Genomic DNA, 16,061 nt, shown 5'->3' on the forward strand with positions numbered 1-16,061 from the left:
AGTCTCTACTTGCTGCCCACAATCCGGCTACTGCACCATCTCTCGTAATTATTCAACTGAAATTCTTTGCCTACTTTTGCGCAATAGTAATTGATTTGAATCTTAACATGTTCATCTCACAAGTCAAGGGTTTAACAAAAAGATTAACTATTGCCCTTTTTTCCAAACTTCTCATACATAGTGAAAAATACCAGTGTCTTAAGCAAATTACTTGAGAAGATTGTTCAATTTTTTATCGAAAGTGTATATTTCATGATTTCCTACTTTTTGATACGCATAAAGAAGTGTGTCAACAAAATCTAATTTACGTTCTGCAAAAAGATTTAATGCTGTGTTTAGAATTAGGGGGTCGTCTACTTGGACTTGACTGGTGTCTAAAAAAAGCATTAATGTTTCGCTAATTTCGCTATTCTTTACTTTGTATACTTTTTGTAATACGTAGACAATCTCTGCGATTACTTCGTTAGGTATATATACTTCATGGTGTTCTAATAGTTCTGCTGCTTTTTCCGACATTTCTTCAGAGTCGTTTAGTAGGTATCTTAATACTACGTTTGCATCAGCGATTTTCATATTTATCTTCCACCGCTTTCGACCATGCGCCGTTTTCTTGTTTTAACAGATCTATATCCTTATATTTTTCCAATACTCCCCTAGCACTTTTTTTCTTCTCACTTACTTTTTCTTCATCCTTATTATCTTCATACGGAAAAATAAGGATTTCTACTTCCTTATTCTGAAGGCTTTCAGGTAAATCAATAACTTTTTTCAGAATATCACTGTTCGCAACTTTCCTGTAAAAAGTCATAACAATCCCTCCTCTTCAAAATACACCGTTCCATGACCCAGCTGTATGATATATATTATACAGGCAATGCTGTTGTTAAAACAAAAGTTAATCATATTACGGAGTTTCTTTTTTTGTTTTTAAAAAAAGAATGGGGATCTGTATGTGCCTATCCTTTTCAGTGAAACTGATCAATGTACGCATAAGTTCGCCGAGTACCGTGCGCCGTCCAATTCTTTTAATATGCAACTTTACTGAATCGATTAATAAATTGAAGGTTCTAACATAATTCCATAAGAACCCTCAATTCTTATTTGACTTCCAATGTGTATTAAGCATATAATACATTATGCAATGCGTATTAAGCGATTAATACATTATAATTGAACGACAAGTAACTGTATGAAGTGGTTTTTCTTCGCAATTACTGTATTAAGGCTTTGATACACAATATTCCTTCATGATGTATTTTTTTATCGTACCTGTATTACGATCTTAATACAGGTATCGTCAATGACGTTTCGTCTCTTATTTTTGCCACTGATGTATTACCCACTTAGTACACTATGTTTTTTAGGAGTTGACTCAATGAGTGTAAAGTTTAACAATCGTGATCCTGTTTATGTGCAAGTGATCCGGCATTTTAAAGAGCAAATTGCAAGGGGTACCTTTGAACCGGGTCAAGAAATTCCATCGCGAAGGGAACTCGCGAATCAGCTGAAGATTAATCCCAATACGGCGCAGCGGGCGTATAAAGAAATGGAGGAACAAGGGTTGATTTTTACAGAGGGAAATTTGCCAAGTCGCATTACGAAGGATGAGCAAACGCTCAAAATGGTAAGAGAGGAATTGATTTTAGAGGCGGTGGATACGTTTGTTCAATCGGTTCGATCCATCAATGTTCCGGTACAGGAAGCCTTGCATTTAGTGAAGGATACGTACGAAAGGGAAAATAATTAAAGGGGGGATCTTCATGATTGAAATAAAAGATGTAACCAAAAAGTTTGGTAGAAAGAAAGTGTTAAAAGGCGTTTCTTTTACTGCTGAAAAAGGCCAGATTACTTGTTTAATCGGCATTAATGGGGTTGGGAAAACAACCATTATGAAAGCAATTATGGCGTTAACCCCCATTAATAGTGGTGAAATCCTCATCGATGGTGAAAAAATTCATAAAGGGAGCTATGAAAAAATCACCTTTATTCCTGATACCATCACGATGTTACCGCAAATGAAAATACGGGATGCCTTCGTATTTATGGCTGACTTTTACGACAGTTGGAACCAAAAACGTGCCACTGAACTGCTGCAGTTTTTCAAACTAAACGAAACGGATCGCATTTCTGAACTATCAAAAGGCAATACCGCAAAAGTGAACCTTCTACTCGGTTTAGCCTTGGATGTCGATTATGTCTTGATGGACGAACCTTTTTCAGGGATTGATATCTTCAGTCGCGAGCAAATTGCCAATGTATTTACAAGTCATTTAATTGAAAACCGTGGTGTTATTATCACGACACATGAAATTAATGATATCGAACATTTAGTTGATAAAGTCGTTTTACTAGATGAAGGCGTCGTGTTAAAGGAATTCGAAGTGGAAGAAGTAAGGGAAAACGAAGGGAAATCGGTTATTGATGTCATGAGAGAGGTGTATCAAGGATGAAACGTTATTTGAAGTTAGTCGATTTCGAGTTTAACCGTTTTTTAAAGCTCTATCTCGTTTTATTTGGCATTACGATCCTTTCGCAAATCATTGGGGTGATTGTTGAGTCGCGAAACTATTTAAATCATGCAAATAGGGTAATTTACCAGGATCTAGTGCCGATCGCAGAGTTTCTCGAAAATTATCGGACAATATCTTTAATTGAAATTTCCTATTCAGCTTGGTTTATGGGGCCCATTGTAATTTGCGGTGTTACGCTAATCATTTATGTCTTTTTTATTTGGTATCGTGATTGGCTTGGAAAAAATACATTTAGTTACCGTTTGTTGATGTTACCAATAGCACGCATTCATGTGTATCTAGCGAAGGCAACAACGATTTTACTCTATGTTTTAGGCCTCGTTGCATTGCAGCTCATCTTATTGCCAATTGAAAGTCAAGTTTTAAAGTGGATGGTTCCAAGTGAGTTTCGTACCGATCTAACCATTAGCCAAATTACCGGCTTATCTGATTTAAGGATTTTGTTTCCACATACTTTTATTGAGTTTGTTCTTTATTATGGCGGTGGAATAACAGCGGTATTTATTGTTTTTACAGCAATTTTGTTTGAACGTTCTTTTCGCATCAAAGGGATTATTTACGGCGTTCTCTATTGTGCTATTTCTCTTTTCATCTTTATGGCACCAATACTTATGAATGAGTTTATTTTAGGAAGTTACTTTTACCCGATCGAATTATTTTTCATTGAATTAGTAGCAGGGATTGTCGTTTTAGCTTGTGCGATTTGGACAGGTAATTTTCTGATCAAGAATAAAATAAGGGTTTGATGGGAGGTCACACAAGTGAAACGCTATTGGAAAATCATATCAATTTGTTTCATTACGTTAATGGTGATTGGCACTTTTTATATACAATCCAGTTTCGCTACAAGCGAGCATTTAACAGTTGAATTTGAAAAAGTGAATGGCAATGAGGATGAAGTGCAGAATCTAATGCTATACGGTGATTACTTTGTGGATCATAATTACTGGTCCCGACAGCAGACTCCTTTACAAATGACGAGTGAAGAAACGATTAACCCGAATAACCATTCCTTTTTCCGAAAGTTATCTGGAAGGGGCATTCCCTATCCTCTTGAAAAATTGGTAAAAAAGCATAAGAATTTTATGCGCAGTAAGGATTTAGAGCCGAATTATTTTTTTGAAGATGAACATGTAGTAGCCTATGTGCAAATTAGGAATCCCTATGAACGCCCAATGAAAGATTTAACCTTTGAAATTGAAGTGTTACATAAACAATCTGACGAAATTACATCCATCCAGTTAGAGATTCCCGAAAAAGAAAACTATGGTTGGATGAATGTAGATAAAGTCCAAGTAATAGACAGTGAGTTAAAGGTCATTACACGGGGTTTCCGAATAGGCGGTAGAGATGAATTCCGTGTCTATACATTTGACTTGGATGGGCAAAAACTAGTCAGCCATCACACGATTGCTTCCACTCCGAGGATAGAAAATGGCTGGTCTAATTTAAGAATTATCAATGATGATGGAAACAACTATCTTTTAATTAAAATAGAAACTATTGAAGATGATATGGGACATAGCGATGGCAAACCGAATGCCGCTTATGAATTCATCGCTTACGATATCGAAAATAATCAGTCTAAAAAAATAGTGGGCTCTGATGAATTACTTGGTTCTATAGGCAGTGCGTCTATCTTTAATTCAACGCTCTTTATTTCATCACAGTCAGCGAATGGTGTGGAAATCAACCAGTATGATATTGACAATGACAAATGGGGCACAAAACCGGCATTTGACTTAGGAGATGCGAAGGCTAACGAAGCTCCTTATATGCAAGCCATGAATGGAAAACTATATCTCATTTACGCAACAACGAATGGTCATACCCTCTTTATAGGCGATGTAGAAACTGGAGAATCCCTCTATAAAGGTCATCTAAAAGTGAAGAACAAAGATGAAGATCAAAAGGATTATAGTCTTTATTTTCATGGCATCGAGTTTGTTCAATAAAAGGTTTGTTTGGTCAACCTACCTTTAAATAAGAAAGAGATGAGAATAGCAGCATGATGGCTTGCATTCTCATCTCTTTCATTTTGCGTAAATAGGAACGTTCAATCACATCACCGCTCACACGCAAAGCCGTCTTTATCCCCATCCATCTTTTCCGAATAGGCAGGATGCCCTTTCTTGACGCCGTTTGGATATTTCTTGCGCAATTCCGTACAGTTCTTGAAGTATTCCGTCCCTTCCGTCGTCGGTTTTGTCTTTGACTTTTCTACTGGATGCGTTTGACTATCGAAGCCGCGATCGGTCGCGTAATCCTCAATGGACCAAATGCCGGCACCCGCCTTTTTCGCCTTGTCTTGCGCTTTTTCATACGTATCGAGATGGCGTGTATTCGGTGGATAGACATAAGCGACGCGGGCAAGCCCTTCTTCCAGAAGCGTTTCTTGCACACTTTCTCCGTCTACATAAATATAAGCGAGCAATCTACCATATTTGTCGATCCGCTCCCCGATATCGAATTCAATTTCCAATTTTCCACTGTTGATCAGCTCACGGTTACGTTCCTTCGCTTCTTCCCCGAATGGTTGCTTTCCGAGCCGAGGGTGGTTCGTTTCAGGCGTATCGATCAACAAATAGCGGACATTCTGCTCCTTGCCTTCGTAATTGATTTTGATCGTATCACCGTCGATAACCTTGACCAACTCGACGGGGATCAAACCCGCCCGGCTAGGTTCTGGATCTTGTTCCGGGAAAAAGGTATTATACAAAAATAAGGCTAACAAGACAGCAGCCGCGCCTATTAAACTTGCCGGCTTTTTCATCCATGAACGCGCATCTGATTTTCTAGTACTCACTATCGTTACATCCTTTACAACTATGTATTTGACCCTTTCCTATGTTAACAGTTTCATAGTGAATTGAAAACAGCCGCCACCTATGTGACGGCCATTGTCCATTTGATTTTACCCATAAATCTTGCGATCCCAATGTCTATGAGCAGCCACCGCGGCGATGAAGTCTTTACTGAAATTAGATGACTCGCCTGCCATCACAATACCCGGTCCTGCTTCGGCGTCGGATGCGTCGAAAAAGGAAACGCCAGTTGATGCCACACCAATTGGTTTATAATGCTGGAATGCTTCGTTCACAAAGTTAATAATGTCCTTTTTAAACTTGGTTGGATTGTCCACTTCGCCTCCGACGACCAAGACCGCGTCGTATAACACGGAATGGACGGTCAAAAATGTTTCATCCACTTCGACAGCCAAGCCATTTTGGGCATGAATGATGCCGAATTTATCACTGACGATATCGACGACCATCCCAGCATCTAGACACGCTGTCACAATTGCTTCCAGTTCGTTTCCATCGAATTGTTCACCGAGCAGCACGGCGACTTTACGGGTTTCCGGCAGTTTGGCAGTCGTCTCCTGACTCAGTGCCGGCGAGGTTTCCGCTACTGCCGATTCTTCCCCATCCGGATGATCCACACCGATCGCTTGTGCCACAGCCGTTGCCAATCCTTTATCGACATTGACAAACATATCGACCACTTGCTGTCTGACATTTTTATCTTTCACTTTACCGACTTCAAAACTAAACGCATCGACAATGTGCCTCTTCTCAGCCAATGTCATACTATTGTAGAACAGTCGCGCCTGTGAGAAATGATCTTTGAACGAATCGCTGCGTGCCTGGATTTTACGCCCATCCACTTTTTCCTCATAATGGACATAGGCGCCCTCTTCTTCTGTAGCTGTGGAAGGTGAATTATCCGCCAGTGAATTTTTATGGTAACTGACTTGCCCGACATTGATTGTCTGCCGGCCATAGCCATCTCGCTGATTGTTATGGAACGGACAAACCGGACGATTGATCGGCAATTCGTGGAAGTTCGGGCCACCCAGACGGATCAGCTGTGTATCCGTATAGGAGAACAATCTTCCTTGCAACAACGGGTCATTCGAAAAATCGATGCCTGGAACGACATGTCCGGGGTGAAAGGCGACCTGTTCCGTTTCTGCAAACACATTATCGACATTGCGGTTTAACGTCATTTTTCCAATCAGTTGAACAGGCACCACTTCTTCAGGCCATATTTTCGTCGCATCTAAAATATCGAAATCGAACATGAATTCATCTTTTTCCTCAATGATCTGAACGCCTAGCTCAAATTCAGGGAATTGACCACGTTCAATGGATTCCCATAAATCCCTCCGATGGAAGTCAGGGTCTTTCCCACTGATTTTCTGTGCTTCATCCCATACTAAAGAGTGGACGCCCAGTTTCGGTTTCCAGTGGAATTTTACGAAATGCGCTTTCCCTTCGGCGTTCACAAAACGGAACGTATGGACACCAAAGCCCTCCATCATCCTGAAGCTTCGCGGGATGGTCCGGTCCGACATATGCCACATGATCATATGAGCGGATTCTTGGTTATTGGCGACAAAATCCCAAAAGGTATCATGTGCGGAGGCCGCTTGCGGCATTTCATTATGCGGTTCGGGTTTGACGGCATGGATTAGATCGGGGAATTTGATGGCATCTTGAATAAAGAAGATCGGTATATTGTTGCCGACCAAGTCGAAGTTTCCCTCTTCCGTATAAAACTTCACCGCAAACCCTCGTACATCTCGTACGGTTTCCGCGGATCCCCGGCTGCCGGCCACTGTGGAAAAACGTGTGAAGACAGGAACCTTCGAACCCGGCTCTTGGAGAAATGCCGCTTTTGTATAGTCTGTCATCGATTTATACAGTTCAAATTCACCGTGAGCTGCATAGCCTCTCGCATGTACAACTCTTTCAGGAATCCGCTCATGGTCAAAATGCGTAATTTTTTCGCGGAAATGAAAATCCTCCATCAATGTTGGGCCACGCAAACCCGCTTTTAGAGAATGTTCGTCCTCGGCTACTTTTAACCCTTGATTGGTCGTCAGTTTTTTCCCTTTTTCATATGAACGGAACGTTTCCAATTGCTTATCTTTGCTTGTTTCATCAAAAGAATGGTTGTTATTCAATATCGTTTCCTCCATTCAGAATTTTAGAGTTCTATCACACTCTTCCCCAACGGCGTACGCTCAAACGGATTTTTTCTAAAAAAGGGACTTCTGACTGACAGAGGCAAGACAAGTCTTTTCATACCGCACAGTGGTTCAATGGACAAACGTTAGAGTCCAATATGCAAATCAATCGCGCCTCGGCGTGATTGCGTCCAGATTTTTTCGAGCTTGCTCGAAAAGCTCCTCTAAAAAATCTGTGACATCCGCCGGAGGCTTTATCTTCGTTCAGCGGGCGTCTGGACACCCGCTGAACAGGAATACAAATCTGCATTCATCTCGCCACCTATAGAGGTGGGAGTCTTCTGCTGAACGAAGATAAAAAGAAGTCCACGAAAAATGATTCGCCGACTTCCTTTATTGTCATATGCATTTTCGAAACGCTTCAATACTAGAAGTGTCCTCCCATCGTATAACCGACTACAACAAGCATCATTCCGCCTACATAAGTGGACAGGAAATAACCTACAGCCTGCTTCTTTTTCCCATTCCGCCAATTTTCAATGAGCTCTTTCGTCAACGTGGAAAACGTCGTAAGTGCACCTGCAAAACCGGATGCCAGCAAGAATGTCCACATCATCGGTAATTCAAGGCCAAAAACGATACCGATCAACAACGCACCGCTCAAGTTTACAAGCAATGTCCCCGCTGGAAGTTTGTCACCCCGGTTCCATCGTTTCGCAAAGAGATAGCGGATCATTGCACCGAAGAATCCGCCGATACCGACCATTGTCATATCCAAAAGCGTCATTCTTTCACCTGCTTTCCACCTAGCTGAAAACCGAGCATCCCGATGGCGAGTCCTCCGCAGATGCTACAGACCACATAGAAAAGCGCAAACCATAAGCGACCGGCTTCAACGAACAAAACCGTTTCCATCCCGAAAGCCGAAAATGTGGTGAAGGATCCGAGAAACCCTGTCGTGACAACGTCTTTCAAATCTTTGGAGACATTCAATTTGCGACAAGCCCCTGCCGTAATGAAACACAATAAAAATGTCCCGATCATATTCACGCTAAATGTAGCCAAAGGGAAACCACTTTCAACGTGCACGAGCTGTCCGATGAATGTCCTTGCGCACGCACCTACTACACCTGCCAAGCCGATCCATAGCAACTTTTTCATACTGCCACTCTACCGTAACTGTGCCGTGTATTTGGATTACCCATAAGCCCTTTCATCCCCCTACCTTTTCAAGCAATCGAAGCGAAAGGACAGTATCCAGGTCGAGACGCTTTTCGGAGACACCGAATCGGATATGGATCTCATCGCCTTCCCGCTTGATGATTTCGCCCTTTCCGAACACGCGATGCTTGACGGCCGTCCCAGCTTTCAACTCATTTCCGTCTTGGATACCATTCGGATTGATTGCAAGTTTGGCTTTCGTGATTTTCACTGGCTTATCACTTTTGTCCTGCATTCCAGGTTTCAGAAGCAGTCCCCTCACTTCATTCAAAAAGCGTGAATCCTCTTTCGCTTTTCCGTCATCTTGCCCGTAAGAAAGCAGTTCAAGTTTTTCTTTCGCCCGCGTCATGCCTACATAAAACAGCCTCCGCGCTTCTTCCATCAACGCCCGATCCCCTTCATCTTCTTCCGATGGGATGATCCCTTTCAGCAAATCGATCATGAAGACACGACGGAATTCAAGCCCTTTGGCACTATGGAATGTCGATAAGGTCACCGCATTGTCCGGCGGATTGAACTTCGCATTTTGGACAGCTTGCTCAAGTTCCTTCAAACGATTGGCAAACTCCACCATCGTCCGTAGTTGTGCCGCAATTCCTTCGAGCGTATCAAGAATACCCAGCAAACTTTCAAAACGGAACCCGAATTTTTCCGCTCTGCTTTTCAAGGCAGCCTCATAGCCTAAATCATGGCGGATCACCTTGATGACCCGATCCGGCCGCAACTCCGGAATAATTGCGTATCCTTCCTTATAGGCTTTCAGTTTTTTTACTTGGCTCTCTTTTAAATCCACCGTCTGAATAAATGCATCGAATACATTTCCCGCTGTTTCCGTATTTTGAAATTTGTTAAGCATATTCCGAGAAATGAAGAGATTCATTTTCATAATGATTTTAGAAAATACATCTTTGCGTTCCACATTAAAGCTAAGGCGCATGAAATTCAAGATATCCTCCACAATCCAATGGGAGAAAAACTTATCATCCGCATCTTTCATATAAAAAGGGATGCCACGACGGTGCAGCTCGTTCACATACATCGTAGAAGAGGAATTGTTCCGGAACAAAATGGCAACCTCGCTTAAATCCTTTTCACTAAGCAATTCGTATGTAACATATTCCAACTGCCGTTTCGGATCATCCCATTGTTTAATAAAAATAGGCCCTTTCGCTTCGTTTTCCGTCTGCATTTCTTTCGGATAGCGCTTCGTATTCCGTTTGATGAATGCTGAAGCTGTTTCGACGATTTCTTTGGACGATCGATAGTTCCGTTCCATCATCAACACTTGAGCATCCGGATACACTTTTTTGAAATCGAGTAGATAATCCGGCTCGGCTCCCCGCCACGTATATATGGACTGGTCATCATCCGCAACGACACATAGATTGCCATGATAAGCGACGAGATGCTCGACAATCCGATGCTGGACAAGTGACGTATCTTGGCTTTCATCTGTTAACACATAGTCATACCGATTGCAGAATCGTTCATTCAACGATTCATCCTCACGGAGAGCTTGTTCGGCGATCGTCAACATATCGTCAAAATCCAATAGTAAATGTCCGGCTGTCTGCGTTTTCACTTCCTCGTACTTCTTGGCAATCCGTCCCGCTTTTTCAACGGGTCCATCCAGCTTTCCCCACTCGGCTAATGGGATCATCCGGTTTTTAATGGAACTGATGAAAGTCGATAGGGACGCCAATTGATCTTCCGTGCAATCATCATGGAGCAGTTCTTTATAAAGATTTTTTAACAAAAAAGCCTTATTTACCGGCTGGCGCCCTTTTCCTCCCCCTTCGATCAGTTCAAAGGTCATTCCACTTCTTTCTAAATACGTCCTCGCAATCGAGAACGCCAAACTGTGGATCGTCGAAAAATCGACGGGTTCGCTTTGCGGGAAAAAACGTGTGAACCGCTCCGCCATATCACGCGCAGATGCCCGGCTAAACGTAATGGCTTTAATACGTTTCGGATCGACCTTTTTCTCTTCGATCAAATAACCGATTCGCATAATCATCGTTGTCGTTTTCCCCGAACCTGGACATGCTAATAGAAGAAGCGGCCCCTCTGTCTGCAGCACCGCTTTCTTTTGGACTTCATTCAACTCTATATTCAGTTCTTGCTTTTTCCGTTCAAAAAAATCAATCATTCAGCTATAACTCCTTTTAATTCCGCTTCTTCTAATTTAGCATACGAACGCCGATTTGAAGAAACAAACCTATCATAAGAAGAAAAACCTCCACACGGGTACTGTGTAGAGGTGTCATATCGGCATTTATCTCGGTATGCCGATTTCCTTAAATGGATAGAATCTGAATTTCACTGCCCCAACGACGGAACTTGCGTCAATGCAACCGATTATTCTGCTATCCGTACTATGCCGACGGTTATCGCCAAGAACGAAGTAACACCCTTCCGGCACTTCCACTTCAAAGTCTTGCGTCAATTTCTGCCCATCGGCAAGCTTATCTTTGTTCGCTTGGATATAATCCTCGTCGTATTCTTCCCCATTAATGAAAAGTCGGTCATCTTTCATGATAACGACATCGCCAGGCAGACCGATCACCCGTTTAATGAAATCGTCCTCTGAGTTAGGTGCATGGAAGACGATCAAATCAAAACGGTCAACTTTATGGATTTTGGAAATGACAATCTTATTCTCATTTTCAAATGTCGGTTCCATAGATTGACCGGATACGATGACCGGTGTAAAGAGAAATTGGCGGATCACAATGGCGATAATGAAAGCAATCGCAATCGATTGGATCCAAGAAATGAGTTCACGCTTCCCTTTTTCATTCATCGAAAATCCCCCGTTCAGTCTAGATATCTTTTATATTACCATATATTCGGGACTCGGCTAAAAAGGATATTGTATTGTATTCTTTATACTGGACTTTTGCCCATACGAAAAAGTTTCTTACTGTATGAAAAAACGCCTTCCTTTTTCAGGAAGACGTTTTAGTTCATAGTTTAAAATGATTGATGGTCGTATATAATTCATCGCTCAGATTGGACAATGCGTCGGCGGCTTCTGCCACTTGCCGGATCGCACTGAGCTGTTCATTCGACGATGCGCTGATTTCTTCACTCGCCGCCGCAGTTTCTTCGGCGGTCGCGGCCAATGTTTTAATTGGTTCTAAAGCAATTTCTTTCTGTTCGACAATGTGGTTCACCTCAACGTATACAGCGTTGATGGATTGCTTCAACGAATGCATCATGTCCGAAATATTGCTAAAGGTTTCCTGTGTTGCTTGTACGACTTTTCCTTGTGTTTGAAATGTTTCTCCGGTTTCTCTCATTTGGACAGACACTTGATGGGAACCGTTCTGCAATTCTTGGATCGTCGCTTTCACTTCCTCCGTTGCACGGGCGGATTGTTCGGCCAATTTACGGACTTCATCCGCAACGACGGCAAATCCTTTCCCTTGTTCTCCCGCACGCGCTGCTTCAATGCTAGCATTCAGGGCCAATAAATTTGTCTGGGCTGAAATTCGCGTAATCGCTTCCATCACTACACCGATTGCCCCAAACTTCGATTCTAAATCACTGACGACGTCAGCCATCGATTGCAAATTCAATTTCCAATCATCAAACGAATGTTGTAGCTGATCAACTTGACTAATCCCGTTTTGGTTGGCTTCTTCTGCGTCTTCTGCGATTTTGGCCATCATGTCTGTTTTTTCCTGAATATTGATGAGTTGATGGTCCAAATAATGAATCGTTTTCATGGCATCATCGGAATTAGTGGCTGATGTTGTGGCACCCGAAGCGATGTCATCGATTGCACCCGCTATTTGTTCACTGACGGCATTCGTTTCCTCCGCAGAAGCACTTAATCCTTCTGCTGAAAAACGGACTTTATCGACAGAACGGTGGACGACCGTAAACGCATTGCGAACTTTTTCCGTCATCTCGTTGAAGTTGTAGGCTAGTTGACCGAATTCGTCTTGTGCTTTCACTTCTATCTTCGTATTCAATTCCCCAACCGCCACTTTGTTCATCGCCTCGCGGATTTTAGGGATCGGACTGACAATCCCCGATATGAGGAACCATAGAATAGCGATCATTAGTACCACCGCAACAAGGAATATAAGGACGATGATGCGCTTTGCTTGATCAAATGATCCGACAATGGATGCTTCGTTGAAAGCAGCTCCGACAGTCCAACCGTAGTGGGGGACTTCAGTAAAAACGCCGATCATCTGATTGTCATTTTCGTGATAATACCCGACTCCTTCCGCTTTATTAACATCAAATATAGCCTCCATATAAGACAAATCGACCAATCTTTTGTCGTCATATTGTCGAGAAGGATGGACCATTGCTCCATTCCTGCTGTCAAATAAAAACGGATAGCCATCGAATCCAAAATCACTTGTGGATACTCGTTCCGTGATATTCCGTAAACCGATATCGACCCCGATGACACCAACGATGATTTGATTTCTTTTCATCGCTTTGGACGCGGTAATCACATGCTCGCCTGTAGCAGCATCGATATACGGGTATGACCAATGGACTTGATCTGGATCTTGAATAGCTGTCTGATACCACAAACGACTCGTCGGGTTGAAATTCGGAATTTCTGTATGTGGAACAAATTTCGTAAACTTATTTTCAAACCCAAAATACATCAAATCTGCATCCGTCAATTGTCCCATATACTCGTTGAATGCCTGTTCAATTCCTTCATCTAAATCACTTTCGTTCCCTCCGCCATACTGTGTCTCCATGAACCCAATAACTGACGGGTGCTCCGTAAGTAAATATAATGCTTTCTCATATTGCAACATATGATTTTCTATGGCTCTGCTCATTTCCGCCACCGCCACTTTGCTTTGATTGATCAGCACTTGTTCCGTCTGTCTTTGCGCTTGATGGCTGACTAAGAAATACACCACCGAAAGAACGATCACAAGCAACAGAAATACGCTGACAATCAATTTCCCTTTAATTGACTTCATTTTCTCCCCTCATTCCTAGTTCTATCTATTCACGGTAAAAAAGAATCATAGTACCTATTATAAGCGATAAAACAAGTAGAAGGTAGAATATTTTCAACAAACAAAATATTTATGCAAAAATAAAAAAAAACGCCAAAGCTGGCGCTTTCCATAATATAGATTAGAAACTAGAGTCTAAATGTTTCGTACAATTAAAGAGATGGCAAAGGTTTACATCCTCTTGAACTTCCACTACTGTAACGGAGGTATTTTGTAAATTCTTCTCAAATTCACGTTCAGGAATGAGCACGCCTAACAGTCGCCAGATGAATCCGCCATGGCTGATGACGAGGATCCTTTTACCAGGATACTTCTCTTTCATCTCCTCGAGAAAATCTGCACCGCGGGCAATGACCTCCTCATACGGTTCGGTCCCTAAATCCAATTCCCTCCATGCCTCTCCCCATTTCGCAATGCGCTCTGCTTCTGTCGTCCCTTCAATCAAGCCTCCGCCCACTTCTCGCAAACGGAAGTCGGTGTGGAAAGGCAAATTTGGCAGGCGCTCCGCGATCATCTCCGCAGTTTGCTTTGCACGCAGTTGCGGACTCGTGTAAACGATATCCCATTGTTCACTGGAAAGTCGCTCTGCAACTCGCTCGGCCATCTCGATTCCTTCTTCATCAAGCGGGATATCCGAGCTTCCTTGCGCTCTTTTTTCTTTATTCCAGGCAGTTACGCCATGTCTGACAAATCCGAATGTCGTCAATAGAAACAGCCTCCCATTGTTCACTTGTTCCAGTAAAAATTTTTGATATCCATTATTCTAGAAAGTTATCAGCGTTAACAGGATAAATATCAGCGCTCGCATATGAAAAATCGGCGAACCAGGACTTTCAACCTATTATTCACACGACGTAGCCAAGCGATCTTAATACGTTATGCATAAAGGCTTCCGTATACAAATACACTTCTTCACGTTCCGGCTCTTGATAAACATCGTGATAAAGCCATTTCCACTCCTTATACTGGAATTCGGAAAGATTCTGGTGTAGCAGCCATTTTTTCACGAATGTAATATCTGCAATTTTGTCTTCGCCTGCCGTGTGGACCAGTATCGGTACATCGTCGATAGCCCCTTCATGGTGGACGACCGTCTTCATGAAAGTTTGCAATTCCTTATACCAAGTGGCTGTAACGATCGGATTATACGTCCGATTTTCGCCCGCTTCCACATATAGCTCAACATTCCGTGTCAGCATTTCAATGCCGATTTCATGATTCAATTTCATGGATGAAGTCCATTTTGTCAAAACCGATGAAAATTTAGGCGGATGTTGAAGAAGGGATAGCCATGGTGAACTGAAGATATAACCTGCACACTCAAACTTGCCTCTCTGCAAGGCATGCATGACAAGTGTGGCACCCAGTCCATGGCCAATGACAAATAGCGGTAAATTATCCGCCAGTCCGACCGTCATCAATTTCTTCACATATTTTTCGTACTTATCAAATGACTCATTGTGTATTTTCCGATCCGCGTCGGCCCCGTGACCCGGCAAATCCCCAGTCACCACATGAAAACCGCTATTTCGCAGTTTCTGAATGAGCCACGCATATCGATTATGGTCTTCGTACGCATTATGGACAAGGGCTACCACTGCTTTCGGTTGCCCTGCCGCTTCCCATTTCCACATTGAGCTCTCCCCCTACTCACCTTATTCTCGGTTTAGCTATTTTCCCGATATTCGTTCAATAAAAACTTGAACTTTGTTAAGATAATTATACACTACTCAACGAATAGGAGTTGGCACGATGATTTATCCATTTCATGAACATACACCGAAAATCGATCCATCCGTATTTATCGCAGATTATACAACCATTACTGGAGACGTGACAATAGGTCCTGAATCATCCATTTGGTTCAATACGGTCATCCGTGGGGACGTAGCGCCTACAATCATTGGACGGAAAGTGAACATTCAAGATTTATGTTGCCTTCACCAAAGTCCAAATCGCCCTCTCATCTTGGAAGATGAAGTGACAGTGGGCCACCAAGTGACTTTACATAGTTGTACAGTGAAAAAACGAGCTCTGATTGGTATGGGCTCGATCATTTTGGATGGTGCAGAAATCGGGGAAGGGGCATTCATCGGAGCCGGCAGCCTCGTGCCACCCGGCAAGAAAATCCCTTCGAACTCACTCGCGATGGGATCACCCGCAAAAGTCGTCCGTGAATTGAACGACGAGGACCGAATCGATATGGAACGAATTGTTAGGGAATATGCGGAGAAAGGGCAGTATTATAAGAGTCTGCAGAAGTGAACAAAAGCGTAAGCGCCTGATCAGGGGCGGCAAGCAAAGGTATCCCTCTATTCTAGTTCAGCGCTG

The 16,061-nt window shown here is 42.6% G+C and carries 16 protein-coding genes; 5 read left to right on the forward strand and 11 right to left on the reverse strand.

What is annotated here, in order from left to right; translation table 11 throughout:
* Window positions 1–207: 207 nt before the first annotated feature.
* Window positions 208–573, reverse strand: coding sequence for a type II toxin-antitoxin system VapC family toxin (locus MHZ95_RS11615; RefSeq protein WP_239390795.1), 366 nt, complete (start codon window positions 571–573; stop codon window positions 208–210).
* Window positions 560–808, reverse strand: coding sequence for a hypothetical protein (locus MHZ95_RS11620; protein WP_239390796.1), 249 nt, complete (start codon window positions 806–808; stop codon window positions 560–562). Before MHZ95_RS11620 ends, MHZ95_RS11615 begins: the two co-directional genes overlap by 14 nt.
* Window positions 809–1,375: 567 nt before the next feature.
* On the opposite strand from MHZ95_RS11620, the gene MHZ95_RS11625 reads away from it, so the two are divergent.
* The 4 genes from MHZ95_RS11625 to MHZ95_RS11640 are packed head-to-tail and all read left to right on the forward strand — an operon-like array spanning window position 1,376 to window position 4,486.
* Window positions 1,376–1,747, forward strand: coding sequence for a GntR family transcriptional regulator (locus MHZ95_RS11625; RefSeq protein ID WP_239390797.1), 372 nt, complete (start codon window positions 1,376–1,378; stop codon window positions 1,745–1,747).
* A gap of 13 nt (window positions 1,748–1,760) precedes the next feature.
* Window positions 1,761–2,450 (forward strand): ABC transporter ATP-binding protein, encoded by a 690-nt coding sequence (locus tag MHZ95_RS11630; RefSeq protein WP_239390798.1) that lies wholly within the window; start codon window positions 1,761–1,763, stop codon window positions 2,448–2,450.
* Complete coding sequence (locus MHZ95_RS11635) at window positions 2,447–3,277, forward strand: hypothetical protein (protein ID WP_239390799.1); 831 nt, start codon at window positions 2,447–2,449, stop codon at window positions 3,275–3,277. Before MHZ95_RS11630 ends, MHZ95_RS11635 begins: the two co-directional genes overlap by 4 nt.
* Window positions 3,278–3,292: 15 nt before the next feature.
* Window positions 3,293–4,486, forward strand: a complete 1,194-nt coding sequence (locus MHZ95_RS11640) for a hypothetical protein (RefSeq protein WP_239390800.1) — start codon at window positions 3,293–3,295, stop codon at window positions 4,484–4,486.
* Between the two features lie 110 nt (window positions 4,487–4,596).
* On the opposite strand, the gene MHZ95_RS11645 is transcribed toward MHZ95_RS11640, so the two are convergent.
* The 9 genes from MHZ95_RS11645 to MHZ95_RS11685 all read right to left on the reverse strand — a co-directional run bounded on the left by MHZ95_RS11645 (window position 4,597) and on the right by MHZ95_RS11685 (window position 15,364).
* Window positions 4,597–5,337: a thermonuclease family protein gene (locus tag MHZ95_RS11645; protein WP_239390801.1), complete on the reverse strand. Its 741-nt coding sequence runs from the start codon at window positions 5,335–5,337 to the stop codon at window positions 4,597–4,599.
* Between the two features lie 108 nt (window positions 5,338–5,445).
* Window positions 5,446–7,515 (reverse strand): catalase, encoded by a 2,070-nt coding sequence (locus MHZ95_RS11650; RefSeq protein ID WP_239390802.1) that lies wholly within the window; start codon window positions 7,513–7,515, stop codon window positions 5,446–5,448.
* Between the two features lie 415 nt (window positions 7,516–7,930).
* Entirely contained in the window at window positions 7,931–8,290 is a 360-nt protein-coding gene (gene crcB, locus MHZ95_RS11655) for a fluoride efflux transporter CrcB (protein ID WP_239390803.1), read from the reverse strand.
* Window positions 8,287–8,664: a fluoride efflux transporter CrcB gene (gene crcB, locus MHZ95_RS11660; RefSeq protein ID WP_239390804.1), complete on the reverse strand. Its 378-nt coding sequence runs from the start codon at window positions 8,662–8,664 to the stop codon at window positions 8,287–8,289. The genes crcB (MHZ95_RS11655) and crcB (MHZ95_RS11660) overlap by 4 nt, the downstream gene beginning before the upstream one ends.
* Window positions 8,665–8,716: 52 nt before the next feature.
* Window positions 8,717–10,873, reverse strand: coding sequence for an ATP-dependent helicase (locus tag MHZ95_RS11665; RefSeq protein ID WP_239390805.1), 2,157 nt, complete (start codon window positions 10,871–10,873; stop codon window positions 8,717–8,719).
* 126 nt (window positions 10,874–10,999) lie between these two features.
* The gene (gene lepB / locus MHZ95_RS11670; RefSeq protein WP_239390806.1) at window positions 11,000–11,527 is read right to left on the reverse strand and encodes a signal peptidase I; all 528 of its coding nucleotides are present in this window, start codon (window positions 11,525–11,527) and stop codon (window positions 11,000–11,002) included.
* A gap of 163 nt (window positions 11,528–11,690) precedes the next feature.
* The gene (locus MHZ95_RS11675; protein ID WP_239390807.1) at window positions 11,691–13,691 is read right to left on the reverse strand and encodes a methyl-accepting chemotaxis protein; all 2,001 of its coding nucleotides are present in this window, start codon (window positions 13,689–13,691) and stop codon (window positions 11,691–11,693) included.
* A gap of 160 nt (window positions 13,692–13,851) precedes the next feature.
* Entirely contained in the window at window positions 13,852–14,436 is a 585-nt protein-coding gene (locus MHZ95_RS11680) for a histidine phosphatase family protein (protein ID WP_239390808.1), read from the reverse strand.
* Between the two features lie 139 nt (window positions 14,437–14,575).
* On the reverse strand, window positions 14,576–15,364 hold the full coding sequence (locus tag MHZ95_RS11685; RefSeq protein WP_239390809.1) for an alpha/beta hydrolase: 789 nt from the start codon (window positions 15,362–15,364) through the stop codon (window positions 14,576–14,578).
* A 118-nt stretch (window positions 15,365–15,482) separates the two neighbouring features.
* Here MHZ95_RS11685 and MHZ95_RS11690 point away from each other — a divergent pair, with 118 nt between their 5' ends.
* A complete protein-coding gene (locus MHZ95_RS11690) occupies window positions 15,483–15,995 on the forward strand; it encodes a gamma carbonic anhydrase (RefSeq protein WP_239390810.1) in 513 nt (170 codons plus the stop codon).
* Window positions 15,996–16,061: the final 66 nt, after the last annotated feature.

The sequence above is a fragment of the Sporosarcina sp. ACRSM genome (genome assembly GCF_022346545.1).
Classification (GTDB): Bacteria; Bacillota; Bacilli; order Bacillales_A; family Planococcaceae; genus Sporosarcina.